23 protein-coding genes and 1 tRNA gene are annotated in these 21,389 nt (G+C 63.0%); 12 read left to right on the forward strand and 12 right to left on the reverse strand.

The features are described 5' to 3' along the window. Positions 1-337: 337 nt before the first annotated feature. From radC to VFZ66_24820, 10 genes are all read left to right on the forward strand, one after another. On the forward strand, positions 338-1,039 hold the full coding sequence (gene radC, locus VFZ66_24775) for a DNA repair protein RadC (protein ID HEX6292424.1): 702 nt from the start codon (positions 338-340) through the stop codon (positions 1,037-1,039). 222 nt (positions 1,040-1,261) lie between these two features. Further along, positions 1,262-2,308 carry a 3-deoxy-7-phosphoheptulonate synthase gene (aroF, locus tag VFZ66_24780; GenBank protein HEX6292425.1) on the forward strand — a complete coding sequence of 349 codons (1,047 nt, stop codon included), beginning with the start codon at positions 1,262-1,264 and terminating at the stop codon, positions 2,306-2,308. Positions 2,309-2,420: 112 nt separating this feature from the next. Then, entirely contained in the window at positions 2,421-3,896 is a 1,476-nt protein-coding gene (gene guaB, locus VFZ66_24785) for an IMP dehydrogenase (GenBank protein HEX6292426.1), read from the forward strand. A gap of 173 nt (positions 3,897-4,069) precedes the next feature. Next, on the forward strand, positions 4,070-5,218 hold the full coding sequence (locus VFZ66_24790; GenBank protein HEX6292427.1) for a CpXC domain-containing protein: 1,149 nt from the start codon (positions 4,070-4,072) through the stop codon (positions 5,216-5,218). A gap of 98 nt (positions 5,219-5,316) precedes the next feature. Next, on the forward strand, positions 5,317-6,564 hold the full coding sequence (gene fabF / locus VFZ66_24795) for a beta-ketoacyl-ACP synthase II (GenBank protein HEX6292428.1): 1,248 nt from the start codon (positions 5,317-5,319) through the stop codon (positions 6,562-6,564). 64 nt (positions 6,565-6,628) lie between these two features. Then, positions 6,629-7,360, forward strand: a complete 732-nt coding sequence (gene rnc / locus VFZ66_24800) for a ribonuclease III (GenBank protein HEX6292429.1) — start codon at positions 6,629-6,631, stop codon at positions 7,358-7,360. After that, the gene (locus VFZ66_24805; GenBank protein ID HEX6292430.1) at positions 7,357-8,208 is read left to right on the forward strand and encodes an SDR family oxidoreductase; all 852 of its coding nucleotides are present in this window, start codon (positions 7,357-7,359) and stop codon (positions 8,206-8,208) included. The genes rnc and VFZ66_24805 overlap by 4 nt, the downstream gene beginning before the upstream one ends. A gap of 137 nt (positions 8,209-8,345) precedes the next feature. Continuing rightward, the gene (locus VFZ66_24810; GenBank protein ID HEX6292431.1) at positions 8,346-9,317 is read left to right on the forward strand and encodes a ribose-phosphate pyrophosphokinase; all 972 of its coding nucleotides are present in this window, start codon (positions 8,346-8,348) and stop codon (positions 9,315-9,317) included. A 114-nt stretch (positions 9,318-9,431) separates the two neighbouring features. Then, complete coding sequence (locus VFZ66_24815) at positions 9,432-9,872, forward strand: sigma factor-like helix-turn-helix DNA-binding protein (protein ID HEX6292432.1); 441 nt, start codon at positions 9,432-9,434, stop codon at positions 9,870-9,872. Beyond that, positions 9,872-10,207 carry a zf-HC2 domain-containing protein gene (locus VFZ66_24820; GenBank protein HEX6292433.1) on the forward strand — a complete coding sequence of 112 codons (336 nt, stop codon included), beginning with the start codon at positions 9,872-9,874 and terminating at the stop codon, positions 10,205-10,207. Before VFZ66_24815 ends, VFZ66_24820 begins: the two co-directional genes overlap by 1 nt. A gap of 8 nt (positions 10,208-10,215) precedes the next feature. Here the strand turns inward: VFZ66_24820 and VFZ66_24825 are convergent, their stop codons facing one another. The 5 genes from VFZ66_24825 to VFZ66_24845 all read right to left on the reverse strand — a co-directional run bounded on the left by VFZ66_24825 (position 10,216) and on the right by VFZ66_24845 (position 12,820). Further along, positions 10,216-10,461, reverse strand: coding sequence for a hypothetical protein (locus VFZ66_24825; protein ID HEX6292434.1), 246 nt, complete (start codon positions 10,459-10,461; stop codon positions 10,216-10,218). A 99-nt stretch (positions 10,462-10,560) separates the two neighbouring features. After that, complete coding sequence (locus tag VFZ66_24830; protein ID HEX6292435.1) at positions 10,561-10,827, reverse strand: hypothetical protein; 267 nt, start codon at positions 10,825-10,827, stop codon at positions 10,561-10,563. A 282-nt stretch (positions 10,828-11,109) separates the two neighbouring features. Beyond that, positions 11,110-11,186, reverse strand: a tRNA-Val gene (locus VFZ66_24835). Positions 11,187-11,289: 103 nt separating this feature from the next. Next, the gene (locus tag VFZ66_24840; GenBank protein ID HEX6292436.1) at positions 11,290-12,507 is read right to left on the reverse strand and encodes a crosslink repair DNA glycosylase YcaQ family protein; all 1,218 of its coding nucleotides are present in this window, start codon (positions 12,505-12,507) and stop codon (positions 11,290-11,292) included. 85 nt (positions 12,508-12,592) lie between these two features. After that, complete coding sequence (locus VFZ66_24845) at positions 12,593-12,820, reverse strand: hypothetical protein (protein ID HEX6292437.1); 228 nt, start codon at positions 12,818-12,820, stop codon at positions 12,593-12,595. Between the two features lie 268 nt (positions 12,821-13,088). Between VFZ66_24845 and VFZ66_24850 the strand changes: the two genes are divergently transcribed. Then, complete coding sequence (locus tag VFZ66_24850; GenBank protein ID HEX6292438.1) at positions 13,089-13,499, forward strand: VOC family protein; 411 nt, start codon at positions 13,089-13,091, stop codon at positions 13,497-13,499. A gap of 141 nt (positions 13,500-13,640) precedes the next feature. Here the strand turns inward: VFZ66_24850 and VFZ66_24855 are convergent, their stop codons facing one another. After that, complete coding sequence (locus VFZ66_24855) at positions 13,641-13,958, reverse strand: type II toxin-antitoxin system VapC family toxin (protein ID HEX6292439.1); 318 nt, start codon at positions 13,956-13,958, stop codon at positions 13,641-13,643. Positions 13,959-14,023: 65 nt separating this feature from the next. Further along, positions 14,024-14,260 carry a hypothetical protein gene (locus tag VFZ66_24860; protein HEX6292440.1) on the reverse strand — a complete coding sequence of 79 codons (237 nt, stop codon included), beginning with the start codon at positions 14,258-14,260 and terminating at the stop codon, positions 14,024-14,026. Positions 14,261-14,452: 192 nt separating this feature from the next. On the opposite strand from VFZ66_24860, the gene VFZ66_24865 reads away from it, so the two are divergent. Beyond that, positions 14,453-16,180, forward strand: coding sequence for a glycerol-3-phosphate dehydrogenase/oxidase (locus VFZ66_24865; GenBank protein HEX6292441.1), 1,728 nt, complete (start codon positions 14,453-14,455; stop codon positions 16,178-16,180). A gap of 84 nt (positions 16,181-16,264) precedes the next feature. On the opposite strand, the gene moaA is transcribed toward VFZ66_24865, so the two are convergent. The 5 genes from moaA to VFZ66_24890 all read right to left on the reverse strand — a co-directional run bounded on the left by moaA (position 16,265) and on the right by VFZ66_24890 (position 21,389). Further along, complete coding sequence (gene moaA / locus VFZ66_24870) at positions 16,265-17,341, reverse strand: GTP 3',8-cyclase MoaA (GenBank protein ID HEX6292442.1); 1,077 nt, start codon at positions 17,339-17,341, stop codon at positions 16,265-16,267. A gap of 50 nt (positions 17,342-17,391) precedes the next feature. Then, the gene (locus VFZ66_24875; GenBank protein HEX6292443.1) at positions 17,392-18,471 is read right to left on the reverse strand and encodes an Mrp/NBP35 family ATP-binding protein; all 1,080 of its coding nucleotides are present in this window, start codon (positions 18,469-18,471) and stop codon (positions 17,392-17,394) included. A 240-nt stretch (positions 18,472-18,711) separates the two neighbouring features. Beyond that, positions 18,712-19,338: a uracil phosphoribosyltransferase gene (upp, locus tag VFZ66_24880; protein ID HEX6292444.1), complete on the reverse strand. Its 627-nt coding sequence runs from the start codon at positions 19,336-19,338 to the stop codon at positions 18,712-18,714. A gap of 69 nt (positions 19,339-19,407) precedes the next feature. Beyond that, positions 19,408-20,352: an ABC transporter permease subunit gene (locus VFZ66_24885; GenBank protein ID HEX6292445.1), complete on the reverse strand. Its 945-nt coding sequence runs from the start codon at positions 20,350-20,352 to the stop codon at positions 19,408-19,410. Continuing rightward, entirely contained in the window at positions 20,349-21,389 is a 1,041-nt protein-coding gene (locus VFZ66_24890; protein ID HEX6292446.1) for an ABC transporter ATP-binding protein, read from the reverse strand. The genes VFZ66_24885 and VFZ66_24890 overlap by 4 nt, the downstream gene beginning before the upstream one ends.

The raw sequence follows: 21,389 nt of genomic DNA on the forward strand, positions 1-21,389 counted from the left end.
TGCCGAATTGAGCACGCCGCTTCCTGAATATCCTCCCTGATCCCGCATTAACAGCATAGGATAGACCCGACATTCGTGTATACGCGGCTCCGATGCGTGCAGTAACTATGCCATTGATCGAAGATCGGCACCTGAACACAGAGCGATGTCGAGCGACGAGCAGGCTACCTCGACATCAGGCAGCTAAAAAACCGCCGACTCGGGGTATGCATAGTCGGCAAGCACGGCATCGCTCTGCTCGGATGATAGACCTTTTAGCACGGCATCCTGACTATAAGCTGTCGTATATCATCAACAACCGCAACTCGCCCCCCTATCGACAAAAGGGTTCCGCTCTATGACAGACTCGTATCACATTCCGATGAAGGAACTGCCCGCCTCCGAACAGCCGCGCGAACGACTCAGAGATAACGGCCCCCAGGCGTTGAGCGACGCCGAGCTCCTGGCGATACTTTTACGAACCGGCGTCACCGGCATCAACGTCGTCGAGATGGCGCGCAAGCTGCTGGTCGAGCATGGCGGCTGGGTCGGGCTGCAACGGCTGAGCTTTGAAGAGCTTACGAAGATCCACGGTATGGGGGAGGCGAAAGCGGCGCAGGTGAAGGCGGCACTGGAGATTGGGCGGCGGCTGCTGCTGGCACAGCCTGAGCAGCGGCCACAGATCACCTGTCCCGACGACGTGGCGAATCTGCTGATGGTCGAGATGAGCCATCTGGAGCAGGAGCATCTGCGGGTAGTGCTGCTCAACACCAAAAATCATGTGCTCAAGATCACAACGATCTATATCGGATCGATCAATAGCTCGGCGGTGCGCATCGGCGAGATCTTCAAGGAGGCCCTCAAGCACAACGCCGCCTCGCTGATTGTGGTCCACAACCACCCGTCGGGCGATCCCACGCCCTCGCCCGAAGATGTCGCCGTCACCCGCCACCTGATCGAGTCGGGCAAGCTGCTGGATGTGAATGTGCTCGATCATCTCGTGATTGGGCAGGGGCAGTGGGTCAGCCTGCGGCAGCGGCGGCTGGCCTTCAGCGGATAGGAGGCGCGCAGGCTGTCCAAACAGCACACATCAGCCGAGCATCGAATTGATGCTACAGCAGCCGCGAAAGCTCGATACAGTCATCAACCGATGCGGCGCATCGGCTGCGCATCCTTGATCCACATTGTGACGCATGATACAATGCCAGCAACAAATGATTTCGTTGTGCGACCCCCAGGCAGGCCGAGGCCGCTGGGGGTTTCTTGTAAATAAGAGGATGCCATGCTGATCGTCATGGACTCGCATGCTACCGACGAGCAGATCAAACGGGTTTGTGAAGAGATCACAGCGATGGGCTACGAGCCTCATCCGATGCCCGGACCCACGCGCACGGCGATCGGCGTCACCGGCAACGAAGGCGCGATCGTGCAAACATCACGGATTCAAATGCTGCCCGCAGTAGCCGAGATCATTCGGGTGACAAAGCCGTACAAGCTCGTATCACGAGAGTTCAAAGAGATAGACACGATTGTGCGGGTGGGCAATGTCGAGATCGGCGGCAGCGGCATCATCGTGATGGCTGGGCCGTGCACCATCGAGAGCCGCGCCCAGTTGTTCCACACGGCTCAGGCGGTCATCGCCGAGGGCGCGACCATCGTTCGTGGCGGCGCGTTCAAGCCGCGCACCTCGCCCTACAGCTTCCAGGGCCTTGGCGAAGAAGGGCTGCGCTACCTGGCGGAGGTGCGCGAGGAGCTGGGCACGCCCGTGATCACCGAGGTCATGGACACCGAAACCGTGCCGCTCGTCGAGCAGTACGCCGATATTTTGCAGATTGGCGCGCGCAACATGCAAAACTACCCGCTGCTGCGCAAAGTTGGCCGCTCTCGCCGGGCCGTGATGCTCAAGCGCGGCTTTGCGGCGACGCTCAAGGATCTGCTGCTGGCCGCCGAGTACATCATGGCCGAGGGCAACAAGCAGGTGATCCTGTGCGAGCGCGGCGTGCGGACCTTCGACGATCACTCGCGGTTTACGCTGGACCTGGGCGCGATCCCGGTGCTCAAGTCGCTGACACACCTGCCGGTGATCGTCGATCCGAGCCACGCTTCTGGCATGTCCGACCGGATCATCCCGATGGCGCGGGCGGCAATCGCGGCGGGCGCGGACGGGCTGATCGTCGAGGTGCACCCCGACCCGGCCTTTGCCGTATGCGACGGCGAGCAATCGCTGGTGCCGCAGCGCTTCGCCGAGATGATGCAGCAGGTCGGGCGGATTGCGGCGGCAGTTGATCGCACCGTGATCGGTCGTGAGCGCGTTTCTGCCGAAGTATAAGTATAATGATTGCATGAAATGGTGGAACCCAACCGCTCTTGGATCAAGAATCTGGTACATACAGATGCCTGCTGTGCGGCTGCGCGGCAGGCTTTTTCTATAGGAGGCGCGCATGATCGACTGGGAAGCGAAGTTTGAACGCGAAGGCTTGACCTTCGACGATGTGCTGCTGGAGCCTGCCTACTCCGATATTCTGCCGGCACAGGTGGACGTGGGCACGCAGTTGACCAAAACGATTCGGCTCAACATCCCGATCATCTCATCGGCGATGGATACCGTCACCGAGGCCAGGCTGGCGATTGCGATAGCGCGCGAGGGCGGTCTGGGCATTATCCATAAAAACATGAGCGCCGAGCAGCAGGCCGAGATGGTGCGCAAGGTCAAGCGCTCCGAGAGCGGCATGATCACCGACCCGATCACGCTGCGGCCTGAGCAGACGATCGGCGAGGCGTGGGCCTTGATGGAGGAGTACCACATTTCGGGCGTGCCGATCACGACCGCCAGCGGCGATCTCGTCGGTATCCTGACCAATCGCGACCTGCGCTTTGAGACTGATCCGACGCGCACAATCAGCGAGCTGATGACCAAGGACAATCTCGTGACCGTGCCGGAGGGCACCACGCTGGAGCAGGCTAAAGCCGCGCTGCACAGGCACCGGGTCGAGAAGCTGCTGGTGGTCAACGCGCAGGGCAAGCTGTCGGGGCTGATCACCGTCAAAGACATCACGAAGCAGATCGAGCATCCGAACTCGACGAAAGACGAGTTTGGGCGGCTGCGAGTCGGCGCGGCGATCGGCGCGGGGCCGGAAAACGTCGAGCGCGCGCGAGCGCTGGTGGCGGCGGGCGTGGACCTGCTGATCATCGACACGGCGCACGGACACTCGCAGGGCGTGCTCGACGCGGTCGCGCGCATGCGCGAGCTGTTCCCGAACGTGCAGCTTGTGGCGGGCAACGTCGCGACGGGCGCGGCGACGATCGCGCTGATCGAGCGCGGCGTGGACGCGGTCAAAGTCGGCATTGGCCCCGGCTCGATCTGCACGACGCGCGTCGTCTCCGGCGCGGGCATGCCGCAGATCACGGCGATCGTAGAGTGCGCCAAGGCGGCGGAGCGCTTCGGCGTGCCGATCATCGCCGACGGCGGCATCAAGTACAGCGGCGACATCACCAAGGCGCTCGCGGCGGGCGCGCACACCGTGATGATCGGCTCGCTCTTCGCGGGCACCGAGGAGTCGCCCGGCGAGACGATCCTGTACGAGGGCCGCTCCTACAAATCGTACCGGGGCATGGGCTCGATCGGCGCGATGGAGAAGGGCAGCGGCGACCGGTACTTCCAGAACAACGTCGGCAAGGGCAAGCTCGTCGCCGAGGGCATCGAGGGGATGGTCGCCTACAAAGGGCCGCTGGCCGACACCGTGTACCAGCTTGTCGGCGGCCTGCGGGCAGGGATGGGCTACGTCGGCGCGCGCAATGTCGAGCAACTCCGGCGTGACACCAGATTCATCCGTATCACGATGGCAAGTCTGATCGAAAGCCATCCGCACGACGTGACGATCACCAAGGAAGCGCCGAACTACAATGAGCGGCGTTAGGAGAACCAAGAACCAAGAACCAAGAACCGGGTGCCCTCTGGGCGAACCAAGAACCAAGAACCGAGAACCGAGAACCAAGGATAACGTAGATTCTCAGACTTCCCCCCTCTCCTATGAAATGGGAGAGGGGCCGGGGGTGAGGGCCTGAACTCGACTTTGAACTCGAAACTGATATGCCAATTTCATACGCTGAACATGTGCCGCTGACGTGTCCGCGCTGCCAGACGCCGTTCGTCAGCACCACCTATATCATCGTCGACGGCGTGGAGCGTCCCGATCTGGTCGCGCGCATCCTCAACGATTCGCTCCACGACGCGCTCTGTCCCAACTGCGGGCAGACAGGCCGGGTGCCAGCGCCGCTGCTCTACCACGACGGACGGCAGGGTCGGGTGCTGCTTGGGGTGCCGCCCGACATGTCCGAGGCCGAGTGGCGTGAGGTTGGGCAAACGCTGCTGTGGACGCTGATCGGCGCGCTGCCGGAGACGCATCGGCTGCCTTACCTGGGCGATGTTCAGGCCGAGGCTGGCCTGGCCGGAGTGGCCCATGTCATCCGCAGCGAGGCGCTGGCAGGCTCCGGCGGCGAAGAAGAGCGCGAAGATCTGCCGCCGATCGTGATCGCGATCCAGGCGCTGCTCGACGCCAAGGGTCCGGCGGAGCTGCAACAGATCCTTGAGCAGCATCCGATTCTGAACGAGCCGCAGGCGGTGGCGATCATGCAGGAGCTGGCGGCGGAGGCGATCAAGCATGGGCAGGTCGATGCCGCCGATGGCTTTGCGCGCGCCGCCGAGCTGCTGGAGCAGGTCAAGCAGATTCGCGCGCACGCGCCCACCGTCTCGGTCGCATTCGACGGGGAAGCAGCCGCGCGGATCACGCCCGAAGCGCTGGAAGAGCTGGCCTTTGCCGTGCTGCGCAGCACAACCGGGCAGGATCTGGCCCGCACCGTGGACGAGCATCCTGAGCTGCTGGAAGATTGGGCCGACGACGCGCTGGCGACCTATGCGCGGCAGGCTCGTCAAGAGGGCAAGCCACGGATCGCCGATGGCCTCGACGAGCGCCGGGCGGCGCTGCGTGAGATGCGCGAGCAGTATCGCGCGCAGCAGCCGGTCCTCGACGCGATCCAGGCCTATTTGCAGGCGGAGACAGGCGACGAGATCGAGGCGGTGGTGCTGGAGCATGAGGCGCTGACCGGCGATGCCGCCGATCGTGCGCTGGCCCGACTGGCCGAAAACACGCGCGCCGAGGGCGACGAGGCGTTTGCTGCCTTCGTCGAGGAGCGACGACGCTTCTTGCAGCAGGTTCGCGCCGCGCTGGAAGAAGAGTAGCCGAAACCATCGGGCATACTCCACCACAATCGGTCGATTTGCTATAATGGGCGCGAGATGATCGCGCTATGTTTATGTATTGCTAAAGGGAGGCGGCAATGGGGAACGTACCCCGCGTGGTAATCACCGGCCTGGGCGCTGTGACGCCGCTAGGTTTAGATGTACCAACCCTGTGGGATGGCATCAAAGCGGCTCGCAGCGGGATCGGGCCGATCACGCGCTTCGATGCTGAAGGCTTCGATACCAAAATTGCCGCCGAGGTTCGCGGCTTCGACCCCGCGACGGTGCTCGACCGCAAGGAGGCGCGGCGCACCGATCGGGTGATTCAGCTTGCAATCGCCGCGACCGACGAGGCGCTGCGCAACGCGGAGCTTCAGATCACCGAGGCCAACGGCGATCGGGTGGGCGTGCTGATCGGCAGCGGCATCGGCGGCATCCAGACGTTGAGCGAGAACATGGAGGCCATGCGCTCGCGCGGCCCTGGCCGCGTCAGCCCCTTCACCGTGCCGATGATGATCGCCGATATGGCCGGCGGCATGGTTTCGATCCGCTACGGCGCGAAAGGACCCAACTACGCGCCCGTCTCAGCCTGCGCGACGGCGGGCAACGCGATCGGCGAGGCGGCGGCGATCATCCGCCGGGGCGATGCCGATGTGATGATCGCCGGTGGAACCGAGGCAGGGATCGTGCCGCTGGCAATCGCCGGGTTCAACGCGGCCAAAGCGCTCTCCACCCGCAACGACGATCCCGCTGGCGCGTCGCGGCCATTCGACAAGACGCGCGACGGCTTCGTGATGGGCGAGGGCGCGGGCATTCTGATCCTTGAGCGGCTGGAGCACGCGCTGGAGCGCGGCGCGACGATCCTGGCGGAGGTGCTGAGCTACGCCGCGACCGCCGACGCCTATCACATCACCATGCCCGACGAGATCGGCTCCGGCGCTGGCAAAGCGATGCAGCTTGCGCTCAACCATGCCGGGCTGCAACCGGGCGACATCGACTACCTGAACGCGCACGGCACATCCACGCAGGCGAACGACCGCCTGGAAACGCTGGCGATCAAAAATGTCTTTGGCGACGCGGCCTACCGCCTGCCGATCAGCTCCTCCAAGTCGCAGCTTGGGCATCTGCTGGGCGCGGCGGGCGCGGTCGAAGGGATCGTCTCGATCCTGGCGATTCGTGAGGGCCTGCTGCCGGCCACGATCAACTACAGCACGCCCGACCCCGACTGTGACCTCGACTACGTGCCGAACACGCCACGACCTGCCACTATCAGACGAGCTATGTCTAACTCATTCGGCTTTGGCGGTCACAACGTGAGCCTGATCTTTGGCAGCTACGAGCCGTGATTTCTATTCCGTTCTGAGCTTGCCTGCCGCAGAGCAGGCAGCTCGGAACGAACACCGAGAACGTATGCCTTCGGTTGAAAAATTGATGTCGGCGCTCGGCGTGCAGTTCCAGAACCCCGATCTGCTCCAGAGCGCGCTCACGCATCGCTCCTACGTCCATGAGCACTATCAAACCTCGCTGCAACCGAACGAGCGGCTGGAGTTTCTGGGAGATTCAGTGCTCAATTTCTTGACGGCACAATTTCTGTATCAGACCTTTCCACAGCGCGGCGAGGGCGAGCTAACGGCGATGCGCGCCTCACTGGTGCGCACGGGGATGCTGGCCCAGTTCGCGCGCAGGCTGGAGCTTGGCGGCTATCTCAAGCTGGGCAAGGGCGAGGAGCATAGCGGCGGTCGCAACCGCGATAATCTGCTGGCCGATGCCTTCGAGGCGGTGATCGCGGCGATCTATCTCGATCAGGGCATGGATGCAGCCAATCGCTTTCTGCTGCCGTTTCTCGAATCGGAGGCCGCGCGCATTGCCGTACATGGGCTGCAACTGGACGACAAAAGCCGCCTGCAAGAGCGCGTCCAGTCGGAGCGCAATCAAACGCCGCGCTACCGCACGGTGAGCGCCGAAGGCCCCGATCATAATCGCGTCTTCACGATCGAGGTCCATGCGGGCGGCGATCGGCTCGGCATCGGCGTGGGCAACAGCAAGCAGGCGGCGGCGCAGGCAGCGGCACGCGCGGCGCTCGAATACCTGGATACGCTGGCGGCAGAGAGCAACGATCCCGATGGGCAGCCCGGCGCATGAGCGGCACGCTGCTGATCACCGGCGCGAGCGGCTACCTTGGCCGTGAGCTGGCTCGTCAGGCACACGCAGCGGGCTGGCAGGTGATCGGAACGTTTCGCCGCGCGCCGCTGCCGCTGGCGGGCATTCAGTGGCAGCAGCTCGACGTACGGGATCGTGATGCGGTCGCCGGGTGTGTTGCCGCTATCCGGCCTGACGCGATCGTCCACACGGCGATCACCGAGCCGAACGACTGGGCTACCAACGCCGACGGCGCGGCGCATGTGGCGCTCGCGGCGCGGCAGCACCACGCGCGGCTGGTGCATGTATCGAGCGATGCGATCTTCAGCGGCGCAAGCGGCCTGTACGATGAAGACGCGATGCCTGAGCCGATCACGCCCTATGGCGCGGCCAAGGCGGCGGCGGAGACGGCGGTGAAGGCGCTCCTGCCGTCGGCGGCGATCGTTCGTACATCGCTGATCATCGGCGCGCAGCCGTACAAGCATGTGCGCATGGTGCTGGATATGCTGACCGGCAAGCGATCCGACGCGCTCTTTAGCGACGAGATTCGTTGCCCGGTCTTTGTCGGCAATCTGGCCGCGGCGGTGCTTGAGCTGACGGACCATGACTACGGCGGCGTGCTCAACGTCGCAGGCACCGAGGCGCTCAGCCGCTATGCGCTTGGCAGGCTGATTGCTCGTCGCTGGGGCTACGATCCCGCGCGGCTGCGCGCGATCTCGACCGTCGAGAGCGGGCTGCGGCGGCCCACCGATGTACGGCTGGATGTTCGCCGCGCGCAAGCGCTGCTGCGCACGCCGCTCCAGGGAGCGACACAATTTATCGACGCTTTGACCATCGATGATTCAGCATAGCATCGCAGCGAAAGAACAAAGGAACAGGGGAACAAAGGAGCAAGGGAATAACCTGGAACTCGAAACTTGCAACCTGGAACTCGAAACTTAGAACAACAGGCCGGGGCAGGTGCCAGGCCCAATAATTAGGAATAAGTATGAGTCGTTTTGACGAAATGCGCATTTTCAGCGGTACGGGCCATCCGGCGCTGACTGAGGCGATCTGCTCGTACATTGGCGTGCGGCCCTCAGGCATTCACATCGAGAAATTTGCCAACGACAACATTTTTGTCAAGCTGCAAGAGAGCGTTCGCGAGCAAGATGTCTTTATTGTGCAATCGCTCCACTCGCCACTAAGCGACCGGATTATGGAGCTGCTGCTGACGATCGACGCATGCAGACGCGACTCGGCGGGCCGGATTACCGCCGTGCTGCCGTACTACGCCTACAGCCGCACCGACAAGCGCGATCAGCCGCGCGTGCCGATCAGCGCCCGGCTGCTGGCCGATATGATCGAGGTGGCGGGCGCGAGCCGCGTGCTGACGCTCGATCTCCACGCCGGTCAGATCCAGGGCTTTTTCCGCATCCCGTTCGATGAGATGAGCACGATGCATCTGCTGCTGCAACGGGTGCGCGAGCTTGAGCTGACCAACGCCACGGTTGTCGCGCCGAGCCTGGGCTTTGCCAAGCGTGCCCGGAACTTCGCCGAATCGCTGGGGATGCCGCTGGCGCTGGTCGAGCGCCGCCACGATCTCGACGAGGTCGGATCAAGCCATCTTAACCTGCTGGGCGATGTCGCCGGTCGGTCCTGTGTGATCGTCGACGACGAGGTGGCGACAGGCAAGACGATGCTGCGGGTCGCGGAATTGCTCAAAGAAAAAGGTGCCGATCGGCTGATCGCGGCGACAATCCATCCGCTGCTGTGCGAGGGTGCGATCGAGCGATTCAAGCAGTGCGCGATCGAGATGCTGATCACGACCGACTCGATCCCGCATCCGCCCGATGCCTGGAGCGGCTTGCAGGTGACATCGGTCGCGCCGCTGCTGGGCGAGACGATCCTGCGCATCCACAAGGGCATCTCGGTCGGCGCGATGTTTGCCGAGGGTCACGCGCAGCTTGGCCGCTGGTAAGAGCCTGCGATCCGCTCCCATGTGCGAGGCTGTGTGGCGCGTCGATCGACGCGCCGCGCGCGTCTTCGGCGGGTCGGATGCGTCAGCTTGCAGGCACAGCGGAGGAAGAGTGCCATGTTCAAGGGATCGTCGCAGCGCGCGAAGATGACTCCGCGCGAGCTGCTCGACCGGCTTTACCTGCGTGTGCTGGGATTTACCTATCAGGTGTTGGGCGACGCTGAGCTGGCAGCCCAGGCGACCGAAAGCGTGTTTGTCAGGCGCGATCCGCCGATGGATGATCTCGCGGTCTGGACGGCGGCTATCGCTACGGTGCGCGGCTATGTCGCACGCGGATTCGTGGTACGTCCGCTGGCGCCGCAGAGCCATAGCTGGCAGGCGGCGCTGCTGCGACAACTGGCGGAACTGCCGCCGATGGAGCGCGCGCTGCTGCTTTTGCGGTATCATGAAGGCTTGGAGACAACCGAGCTGGCGCAGATCTTGGGGATTCCTGAGCGCGACGTGCGCAAGCAGGTTGCGACCGCTCGCGGGCGGCTGCTCGATCTCTCGCAGAAATGATGATAGATTGCACGGATCTCGAACCATTCTTGTCCGACTACGCCGATGGCATTGCCGACGAGCGCACGCGGCGGATCGTCGAGCGGCATGTGCAGCTCTGTAGCCGCTGCCAGCAGCGCGTGCAGGCCGCGCATCAAGTCGCGCAGCAATTGCGGCGGCTGCCGCTACTCCCCGCAGGCATGTCGAGCCGGGTCGCGCGCTTTCGGCGGCGGCTCGAACAGCGCGCCATGCACCGCCCGCACCGTCTTGAGGACTATCCGTTTTTCGTCTCGGCGCTGCTGGCGTCCGTGCTGATTCTGGGCATCCTGCTGACGTTCTTTTACCTGGGCATCTGAGCCGCCCGCTAGTCGCTCCGGTTGCGCCGCTCGCCGACGACAGGCTGCTCGTCGCCGCGCAGCAGGCGCACAATCTCGTCGTCGCGCCGCCGGTTGGCCTGCCGTTCGTTGAGCGAGGCCATGCGCCGCTCCAGATCTTCCTCTTCCTCGCTGATATTGACCCTGGCTTCCCAGTAGCGGCGAATCGCAAGAAACACAAACACCAGCATCCCGGCTACGATTGCGAACAAAATATGCAGCATTTCCTGGCTCATGGTAGGCCATCCTTCATCGCTATCGCCGACGAGATTCGTCGATTGTACGCTAGAAATGTACCATAGTTCGCCAGGCAGAGGCGACGCTGTGTGGTGATGTTACAGCAGGTTGAGATAGCGGAGGAAACGGAAGAGCGGTTTGCGGCGTTGATCGATCCGCTCGTGGATCAGGAGTAGATGCTGCGCGTTACCACGAACGGTCGCGTAGCGGCGCTCGATACGTGTCCACGCGGCGCGCTGCGGATCATGGATACCTGGAGCCGTTGATTCTTTGCGCGCATGAGCTTCCAGAGCTGCCGCACGCCGAATAATATCGGCAAGCTGCGCGCGATACTCCGCCCCGTTTCTTTGATAGCCTTCAACCACTATTAACTACTACCTCGCACGTTAAAGCAAGCATAGTATAACCTAAACAGGGGCCAGAGTGAAGGGATTAAACCGACATTTTACTTACTTGCTCTCATGCTGACCTATTTTATCACTACGATGAATAGTAATCACGTTGGACACAGCAACACGGACGATCAATGTACGCCTATAGTTTCGTGTTGGATGCAGCAACGCGGACGATCAATGGACGCTTATCGTTTCGTTTTGGATGCGGCGAGGAACAAAAAAGCAGCACTCCCATCAAGGAGTGCTGCTGGCTGGTGGGCGATACTGGGCTCGAACCAGTGACCTCTGCCGTGTGAAGGCAGCGCTCTAGCCAACTGAGCTAATCGCCCTCGCGTGGCAGGCAGTATACCATGCAAACCGGTTTGACGCAAGCGGATCGAGTGGATTTTTTGTGGCTGCGGCTACCGTCACAGGCGCTTTTGGGGCAGGCCCTCACCCACGCAGCACAGCGCTCAGCGGCGCTTGCAGCGTCGGCGGCTCCGTCCGATCGATCGTGACCTCCGGCGTGCGATGCCAGTCGGCACAGGCTTGCAGCGCCCGCGCCAGGTCGGCCACCAGGGACTCGTCGGGCGGCACGTCGGGCTCAAGATACAGCGCCTTGACGCGAAACACGCCCGCTTTGCGCTCGGCCTTGGCGTCGAGCCGCCCGACGAGCGTGCCGCGACGCAGAATCGGCAGCGTGAAGTAGCCGTAGCGTCGCTTGGGCGCGGGCACGTAGCATTCCAGCGTGTAGTCGAAGCCCCACAGCGCGCGGGTCCGCTCACGATCCCAGATCAGGCTGTCGAAGGGCGAGAGCAGCGTGGTATGCTCCGGCGCGGGCAGGCCGCCACAGTAGCGCTCCCAGGCGCTGCGATGGACGTAGGCTGGCATCGGCCAATCGGCGACCTGCACCCGCTCGGCCAGACCTTCCGCGACAAACGCCTCTAGAGTCTCGCTCAATCCGGTCTGCCTCTGGCGGAAATAGTCGGCAAGCTGACGAACCGTTGCCAGGCCCATCGCCCGGAGCGCAATCTCGGCCAGGCATCGCCGTCGCTCGTCCTCAGACGGCATCTGCGCATCGTCCCAATCGGGCAGCAGCCGCTCGCGCAGCTCGTAGCGCCGGTGGAAGTTGACCCGCCGCTCGATCATCAGCTCGCCAGCGCTCCAGAGCGAGTCGAGCGCGCGCTTGGCTGGCTTCCACTCCCACCAGCCGCCGCGATGATCCGGCGGTGCCTCAAAGTGCGCAGCGCCAAGCGGACCACGCGCCCGGATCTCGGCCAGCACATGCGCCAGCACATCGGCGTTCTCGGATTGCCACTCCGCCCACCAGCCCCGGTCGCCATTGGCATAGGCCAGCATCCGGCTGCGGAAAAGCGGCCAGTGCTCGATCGGGATAATACTGGCGGCATGCGCCCAATATTCAAAGACCTGCCGGTCGGGATAGAGCAGCTCGTCCAGCCAGGCCGGATCGTAAGCGCCCAGGCGACTCCACAGCACGAGGTAGGGGCTGCGCGCCACCACATGAATCGTGTCGATCTGAATACAGCCAAGCTGCCGGACGAGCGCCAGCACATCGGCTTTGCTTGCGGGCGCGGCTGGCTGGCGATCCAGCGCCTGGGCAGCCACCGCGATCCGCTGCGCCTCGGTCAGCGTCAGGTGTGTTGTGGACATCACGCTCCTGTTCATCTCTTCGTTGTACCTCAGGCGTGTGACAGCTACGGTCGCATCGGCGGTCGATCGGGCCGCCGCGATTTTCCTACTTCGAGGCCGTCGCCCGCAGCACGTTGCCGTCGGCATCCAGCGTCACCCGCACGATCCGCTCGATCGTCCGCCCATCCTGCGTCACCTGTGTGCGCCGGGCCGTTACGATATACTTGCCTGCGACGGGCGAGGGCGCGCCTGAGCAGCGCATACCCTGCATCTCTGGGAAGCGCTCGCGCACATATCGGCGTGCGGCCTCGACCACCGCGCGCGGAGCAGCCATGTAGAACCTCCTGAGAAGAACAAAGAACAAAAGAACAACGGAACAAAACTTAACTTCCTTGCGTGCCCAAGACGCGGATACTATACCATTATCGTCGGATCACGATGGCTGTGGGAGCGGCGCGGAAGCGATCGAGGAGAGCTTGCAGATCGTCGCCGTTGGATTTGACAATTTAGAATAGAGGTTCTAACGTATAAAGCTAGCAGAGAGCGGTAAGAAGGGATGGCATTGGTATGAGTCGACCACAGCATCATCGGAGGAAAGCACCGTGCAAAGCCACTTCTCGCACATCCAGTTCAACGTCCAGCCAGCAAACATGCCGTTCTACAAAGACTTGATGGCCTTCTTGGGCTGGCATGCCATCGTCGACAACGAGGGAATGCTTGGTGTAGCCGACAAGCGCGTCGGCAGCCTCTGGTTCATCGGCCAGGTCAAGCCCGTCAGCAACGACTACGACGGGCCGGGGATGAACCACCTGGGCCTCGGCGTGGCATCGCAGGCCGATGTCGATGCAGTTGCAGACTACCTCAGGGAGCGAGGCGTGGAGCTGCTCTTTGAGACGCCACGGCACCGCGCGGAGTTTTCCCGAAGCGAGGAGCACACCTACTATCAGGTGATGTTCGAGTCGCCCGATCGTATCCTGCTGGAAGTCGTGTACATCGGGCCGAAGTCGGCATAAGCGCTCTGCCGCGCTTCCAGCGTGATACGTGAGCGGTTACGTTGCGGCAGGTGACAGCGGCGCGGGCGAGGGGCGGCAATCCCCCTCGCATCACGTTTGGATCAAGGATGATGCTTAGGATACAGTGTCCGAACGGTCGAATCAGCCAAGCACGGTGACAGGATAGAGCGGAAATGTAGCATCAACACTAATGACTGGCATACCCTCTACCAACGCTTGGGCAATAATGAGACGATCGAATGGATCTTTGTGATGTGGTAGAAGATATTGTAGCGCGAGTACATGCGCTAACTGCACAGGGAGTAGCTCAAGATTATTGATCAATTGCTGACTTTCAATGATATCAGACAAAGGGCGATCGAGATTCAGCTTGCCAAGCTGCGACTTGATCTGCATCTCCCATACGCTTGCAACACTCAAAATTAACGTATGACTCTGATCTTGGCATAGTGCAAGCACTTGTGGTGATAGCTTCTGTGGCTCACTGTCCCACTAGATGAAAATTTGCGTGTCGAGCACTAATCTCACGCGGCACCCATCCAGAACTCGTCGGGTAGCGGCTCATCAAAATCAGGATGCATCTGCATGGCTCCTTGATGAAGACCTGCGACGCGAGGTTTACCAGGCGGCGTAAACGGAACCAGACGAGCAAGCGGCCTGTTTCCTTCAGCAATAATCACTTCGTTGCCTTGCTGCGCTAAAGTAAGCAGCTCAGCAAGCTGATGTTGTGCTTCCTGCACATCAACCGTTTTCGTGCTCATCGATGATCCTCCCACGAGCATACTTAATTCTAGTACACAAATGGAAAGAGTGAAAGTAGGGGTTGAGCATAGGGCGAATGCCTAAGAGCAGCTAGATAGCGCATAATCCGCAGCCTGCGCTGCACGCCATCGGAAAGCGGTTTCCGTGGTACGATACCACGCAGATGCAAACGTGTAGCAGGTAGGACGCACATGAGCGAGACGCGCGAGCGACAACTGGCACGGGTAGAGCAGATCAACTGGGATGTGATCGTGATCGGCGGCGGGATCAACGGGGCGGGCATTGCGCGCGACGCGGCGCTACGCGGGCTGCGCACGCTGGTCGTCGAGCGCGGCGACTGGGGCGGCGGCACCACGAGCTGGTCGACACGGCTGATCCACGGCGGTCTGCGCTACCTGGAGTACGCCGAGATCCCGCTGGTGCGCGAGTCGCTGCGTGAGCGCGAGATCCTGCTGCGGATCGCGCCGCATCTGGTCGAGCCGCTGGCCTTTGTGCTGCCGGTCTACGCCGGAAACAACTTCCACGCGATCCCGATCCTGCGCGGCCTGCGCTACAGCCTGCCTGATATGTACCTCGCGATGCTGGGCTACGACATCCTCTCCTTCGATAAAAGCCTCCCGCGCTACAAACTTTACAGCAGCGCCAGGCTGCGCGAGGTCGAGCCGGGCTTATCGCCCAGCGGCCTGCGCGGTGGTGCGATCTACTACGACGGTCAGGTGACGTATCCCGAACGACTGTGCCTTGAGTCGGTGCTGGATGCTGTGGCGCACGGCGCGGTAGCGCTCAACTACGTCGCGGCGGGCGAGCTTCAGCACAGCGACGGACAGGTGCGCGGCGTCGAGCTGCACGACACGCTCTGCGGCACAAGCGTGACCGCGCGCGGCAGCACGATCATCAACTGCGCCGGGCCGTGGGTCGATCAGGCGCTCGGTGAGCTGGGCGTGACGACCAAACGGCAGATTGGCGGGACCAAAGGCTCGCATATCATCGTGCGTCCGTTTCCCGGCGCTCCCCGGCGCGCGCTCTACATCGCCGCGCGCGACGATCGGCGGCAATTCTTCATCGTGCCGTGGCAGGGCTTGTACCTGATCGGCACGACCGATACACACTTCGAGGGCGATCTCGGCGAGGTCCGCGCCACCGCCGACGAGGTCGCATACCTGCTGCGCTCGACGAACCACACCATCCCCGACGCCAACCTGAGCGCCGACGACGTGCTCTACACCTACTCCGGCGTGCGTCCGCTGCCCTACGTCCATGCGGGAGAGGCGGGCGGCATCACCCGGCGGCATATTCTGTACGATCACGGCAGGCACGATGGCGTGTACGGGCTATTCTCGATCATCGGCGGCAAAATCACGACGTACCGCAGCCTGGCCGAGCACGCGGTCGACGCCGTATGTCGACGGCTGGGCGTTCGCGTGCGCTCACGAACCGCGACTACGCCGCTGCCGGGCGCGGCCTGGGACAATCCAGAGGCGATCGTACGGGCGCATGGGCGGAATCTTGAGCAGCGCTATGGCCTGGACACTGCGACGATCGAGCAGCTTGCGCAGATCTACGGCTCGCAGAGCGCGACGCTGCTGGCGCTGACGGATGAGCAGCCGGAGCTACGCCGCCGTCTGCCGACTGAGCAGCCGCTGATCGGCGCGCAGCTCGTCTATGCGATACAGCACGAGCAGGCACGATCGCTGACGGATGTGCTCTTCCGCCGCACCATGAGCGCCTATCGCGCCGGACGTGGCCTGGAGATCGCCGACGCTGCCGCCGCGATCCTCGGCAGCCGGTTCGGCTGGAGCGCCGAGCGGATCGACCAAGAAGTTAAGCAGTATCATGCCACGGTCGAGCGGCTGCTGCCACAGCCCCACCACGAGGCGGTGCTGCTCGAAGCGACCGAGCGCTCGTTGGTCGGGTTGTAGCAGACAGGCACGGCGACCAAAAAAAGAGCGCGTGGATGTCCACGCGCTCCGATCGAGCGTGAATAGACACCAGACAGCTAGCTATCAGCCGCCCAGCTCCGACATCCCGCGCAGCGTTGGCTTAACGCCCTCCGGCAGCCCGTGGCCCCAGGGCTTGAGCCAGACCGCCTGGCGGATCAGCGCCGCCAGATCCTTGTCGGACGCGCCGTTACGCAGCGCCGCGCGCAGATCAAGCTCGTTGTCGCGCAGCAGGCACAGATGCAGCTTGCCGTCGGCGGTCAGCCGCATCCGGTTGCAGGTCGAGCAGAACGGCTCGGTGATCGACGAGATAAAGCCGAGCGTGCCCTGCGCCCCCGGAATGCGGTAGGTGCGCGCGGGATCGCTGCCGAACCAGCCCACGAACTCCAGCGGGCCGTATACTCGCTCCAGCCGCGCGATGATCTCGCGCGTCGGGACCACGCTCTGCTCGGCCAGATCGCCCACGCCCGCCAGCGGCATCATCTCGATAAACCGCAGTTGCCAGGGTCGATCGACCGTCAGCCGCGCAATATCGGCGACCTCGTCGTCGTTCAGGCCGCGCACCACCACCGCGTTCAGCTTCATCGGCTGGAACCCGACGCGCTCCGCCGCCTCGATGCCGGCCCAGACACGGGCAAAATCACCGCCGCGCGTCATCTGGCGAAACTTTTCGGGCTTGAGCGAATCGATCGAGATATTGACGCGAGTCAGACCGGCCTCGCGCAGCGGCTCCGCCATCTCCGCCAGCCGCAGCCCATTGGTCGTCATTGAGATCTCGCGAATACCGGGCGTGGCCCCAATGCCGCGCATGATCTCGATAATATTCCGGCGCAGCGTCGGCTCGCCGCCGGTCAGGCGAATCTTCTCGAAGCCGACGGATGCCGCCGCCCCAACGACGCGCACCAGCTCGGCGTCGGTGAGCAACTGATCGCGGGGCGCGAAGTGCGCGCCGTGCTCCGGCATGCAGTACAGACAGCGAAAGTTGCAGCGGTCGGTAAGCGAGATGCGCAGGTAGTTGATCCGCCGCTTGAACGAATCCAGCGCAGGGCCACCCTGTCGGTAGAACTCCTCCGGCGCTGGAATATACGTCTCGGTCTGCGGCTCGTCGGAGCGCAGATCGCTCAGTGGAATAAACATACTCATACGCGCGTCACTTCTCGCGAAGGAATGCGCCGCCCCGGCCTATCGACGGACTAAGCCCGCGCAAACGCTTCAACGCTGATCCGGCCCGCCAGGTTACGCGCCACATCGCGGAACGCCTCGGCGTACGCCTCCGGCTGCTCGCTGGTGACAGCGGGCCTGCCAACATCGCCGCCCTCACGAATCGCCAGACTCAGCGGGATCTCGCCCAGGAACGGCACGTCAAACTGCTTGCTGGCGCGTGCCGCGCTGCCGTGTGAGAAAATCTCCGAGCGCTCGCCGCAGTTCGGGCAGCAGAAATAGCTCATATTCTCGATCAGGCCCAGGATCGGCACGTCCAGCTTCTTAAACATCTCGATGCCGCGTATTACGTCGGCCATCGCAACATCCTGCGGCGTGGTGACGATCACCGAGCCGGAGAGCGGGATCGCCTGGGCGAGCGTGAGCTGAATATCGCCGGTGCCGGGCGGCAGATCGACCACCAGATAATCTAGCTCGCCCCAGTGGACCTCGTACAAGAACTGGCGCAGCATCGACGAGATGATCGGGCCACGAAAGATCAGCGGCTGGTTCTCAGGCACCATAAAGCCGACCGAGATCGTTTTGATGCCGTAGGCCTCCAGCGGCACCATCTTGTTATCCTGCACCATCGGCTGCCGGTTCTTCAAGCCCAGCATGATCGGAGCCGACGGGCCGTACACATCGGCGTCGAGCAGGCCAACCCGAGCGCCCTCCTGCGTCAGCGCAATCGCCAGATTGGTGGCGACGGTGCTCTTGCCGACGCCGCCCTTGCCTGAGGCTACCGCCAGCACATGCGCCACGCCGGGCACCGAGGCTTTGTCGAACAGGCCGGGCCGCTGACGCACCGTCGCGGTAAACTCGACCGCCACCTCCTGCACGCCGCTGACCTGCATCACCGCCGCGCGCACCTCATCTTGAATCTGATCTTTGAGCGGACAGGCCGGCGTCGTCAGATCGACGATGATCGAGACACGACCGCCTTCGATCCGCACGTCTTTGATCATCTTGCGGCTGACCAGATCGCCGCCTAGCTCAGGCTCCTGCACCGTGCTGAGCGCGCGCATCACCGCGTCTTCGCTGACCCCTGTGTTGCGGCGAGAAAATATATTCATGGAGATACCAGTTCCTTAGACGAGTCAAAAAAAGCTGTATCAGCCCCGAACAGCTATACATATTATAGCATGATGCTTACGGCTCCTCAGGCCGCCGCCAAAAAGCGGCAGGGACGCGGCTCAACCGTATCCCTGCCATACGTGACTCTGTGTTGCGGCCCTCTCCGATCGCCTGCGGCATAGCAGAGCTGGAGCGGCTTATACACGTACTCGTTGTTCCCCGGCTCTGTGTTCTCCGGCCTAGCCCGTGCCGAACTGTCGATCGCCCGCGTCGCCGAGGCCGGGCACGATGTAGGCGTGATCGTTGAGGCGCTCGTCGATCGCGGCCAGATGGATCGGCACGTCGGGATGCGCCTCGGTGAGCCGCCGCACGCCCTCCGGCGCGGCGATCAGCCCCAGGAACTTGATCCGCTGCGCGCCCCACTGCTTGAGCACATCGACCGCCGCCGTGGCCGAGCCTGCGGTCGCCAGCATCGGGTCGAGGATCAGGCACAGATCGACATCCGCCTGAGGCGGCAGCTTGTTGTAGTACGAGATCGGCTCCAGCGTTTTGGTGTCGCGGTAAAGACCCAGGTGCCACACGCGCACCGTCGGGATCATCTCCAGCACGGGATCGACCATGCCCAGCCCGGCCCGCAGGATCGGCACCAGCCCGATGCGCTCGCCAATCTCCTTGCCAGTGTAGGCCGCCAGTGGCGTTTGTACCTCTTTATCGGTCAGACGCAGATCCGCCGTCGCCTCGTAGATCAAAAATTGCGTAAGCTCACGCACCAGCTCGCGAAACTTCTTCGGCTCCGTCTCGACGCGCCGCAGCAGCGTCAGCTTATGCTGAACCAGCGGATGGTTTGATACATAGACCTGTTCCACGACAGCCCTCCCACAACATCGATCATTTGGCGATATGTCGCGCACACAGAGTAGCACATCGTCGGCGGGTCATTTGCGGCGACGACGCGGACCATCGTTGATCGGGCCGAGCAGCCGGATGCTGATCGCCACCAGCACGACGCTGATCAGCAGCCCTTCGAGGGTGTACAGCAGCCACGGCTGCGGCAGCATCATTTCGTTAACCCCGTCGCGAAAGCCGGATGTCGGCAACAAAAACAGATTGCCGCGCTCAGCCGAAAAGAGCACATCGGTCTGGCCCTCGGTGAGCAAGATCTCGCTCGATCCCAGCGCCAGAAACGGATGCAGCGACATAAAGCTGAGCCACAGGAAGAGAAAGACACCGCTGCGCGTCCACTCCGGCTCGGTCGGGCGGGACAGGAACAGGATTGCAAAGACGACCATCAGAAACGGAATGCCCAGCAGCACCGCGACGGTCGTCGCCTGGGTGACGATCGTCGCGGCCAGGCTGCGGCGCATGATTACCGACCACAGGATGCCGATCGAGCCAAAGAGGATCACCGTGACGAGCAGGCCAAGCAGCGCCAGCAGAAACTCTTGCAGCGTGACGCCGCCGAAGAAAAACGAGACGGCCATGAACGGGATCACCGCGACGATCAACAGCACCGCGTAGGCCAGCGCCGCCAGCAGCTTGCCGATGATGATCTTCCAGGGCGGCAGCAGCGTCGAGATGAGCAGATCGTAGGTTTCGCGCTCTTTCTCCGACGTGAGCGCGCTTGCGGCCTGGCCCGGCACGACGATCATAATCTGGATCAGCGCGATCGTGACGATGCCGATGAAGAGCGCCTTGCCGATCTGCTGCCCGGCGCTGAACGGATCGAAGCGCACGGTCTGCGCCATCGACAGGTAGATCAAGACCGTCGGGATCGCCAGCACCAGCAAAAACACGGTGAGGATCACAAAGGCGCGCGCGCCGCGCATGCGCCCTCGCAGTTCCTTCACCAGCACGGGATTAGCATTCGACAGCCAGCTCATTGCGTTACTCCGCGTGTCACCTGCATAAAAATATCTTCCAGATCGCTGACCTGACCGGCGAAGTGAACCACCGGCACACCGGCTGCCGTCAGGCCATGCAAGATCGCGCTCAAGGCCGCATCATCGCCGACAAAATCGACGTAAAGCATCGTCCGCTCCGAGGTGCCGGGCAGTACCTCGGCCAGCGCCGCCTGCGCATCGGCTGGGCTATGTGCGGCGATTGGCTGCTGATCCGACGCGGCTACCTGGACGGCTGGCTCCAGCAGCCGGACCTCGCGAACGCCCGGCATCTGACGCAGCAACGCCTGCGCGCGCTCCGCCTCGGCCAGCACATGCACCTCGATCGTGCGATGCGGCTGGAGCGACGCGAGGATCTGGTTGACCTCGCCGGTGATCAGCAGCCTGCCGGCCTCGATAATCCCGATATGCGTACACATCTCGGCCAGCTCGGTCAGAATATGCGACGAGATCATGATCGTCTTGCCCAGCGAGCGCAGCTCTTTCAGCAGCTCGCGTAGCTCGATCCGCGCGCGTGGATCGAGGCCCGACGCAGGCTCGTCGAGGATCAGCAGACGCGGATCGTGGGCCATCGTGCGCGCCAGCGAGAGCCGCTGCTTCATGCCCCGGCTGAGGCCCATCACATACTCGTCGCGCTTGCCGCTGAGATCGACCAGATCGAGCAGCTCTTCGATCTGCTGTTTGCGCCGCTGCTCAGGCACGCCGTAGGAGGCCGCGAAGAAATCGAGGTACTCCCAGGCCTTCATGTTGTCGTAGACGCCGAACGAGTCGGGCATCCAGCCGACCAGACGGCGGATCGCGCGAGGATCGCGCGTGACCTCGTGCCCGGCAACGCGAGCCTCGCCGGATGTCGGCTTGAGCAGCGCGGTCAGGATACGCATCGTGGTGGTCTTGCCCGCGCCGTTGGGACCGATGAAGCCGTAGATCGCGCCTTCGGGGATCGTCAGGTTGAGATGATCGAGCGCCACCAGGCTATCGTAGCGCTTGGTGAGATCGCGGGTTTCAACAATCGCTGCCAT

The organism is Herpetosiphonaceae bacterium (assembly GCA_036374795.1).
Classification (GTDB): Bacteria; Chloroflexota; Chloroflexia; order Chloroflexales; family Kallotenuaceae; genus LB3-1.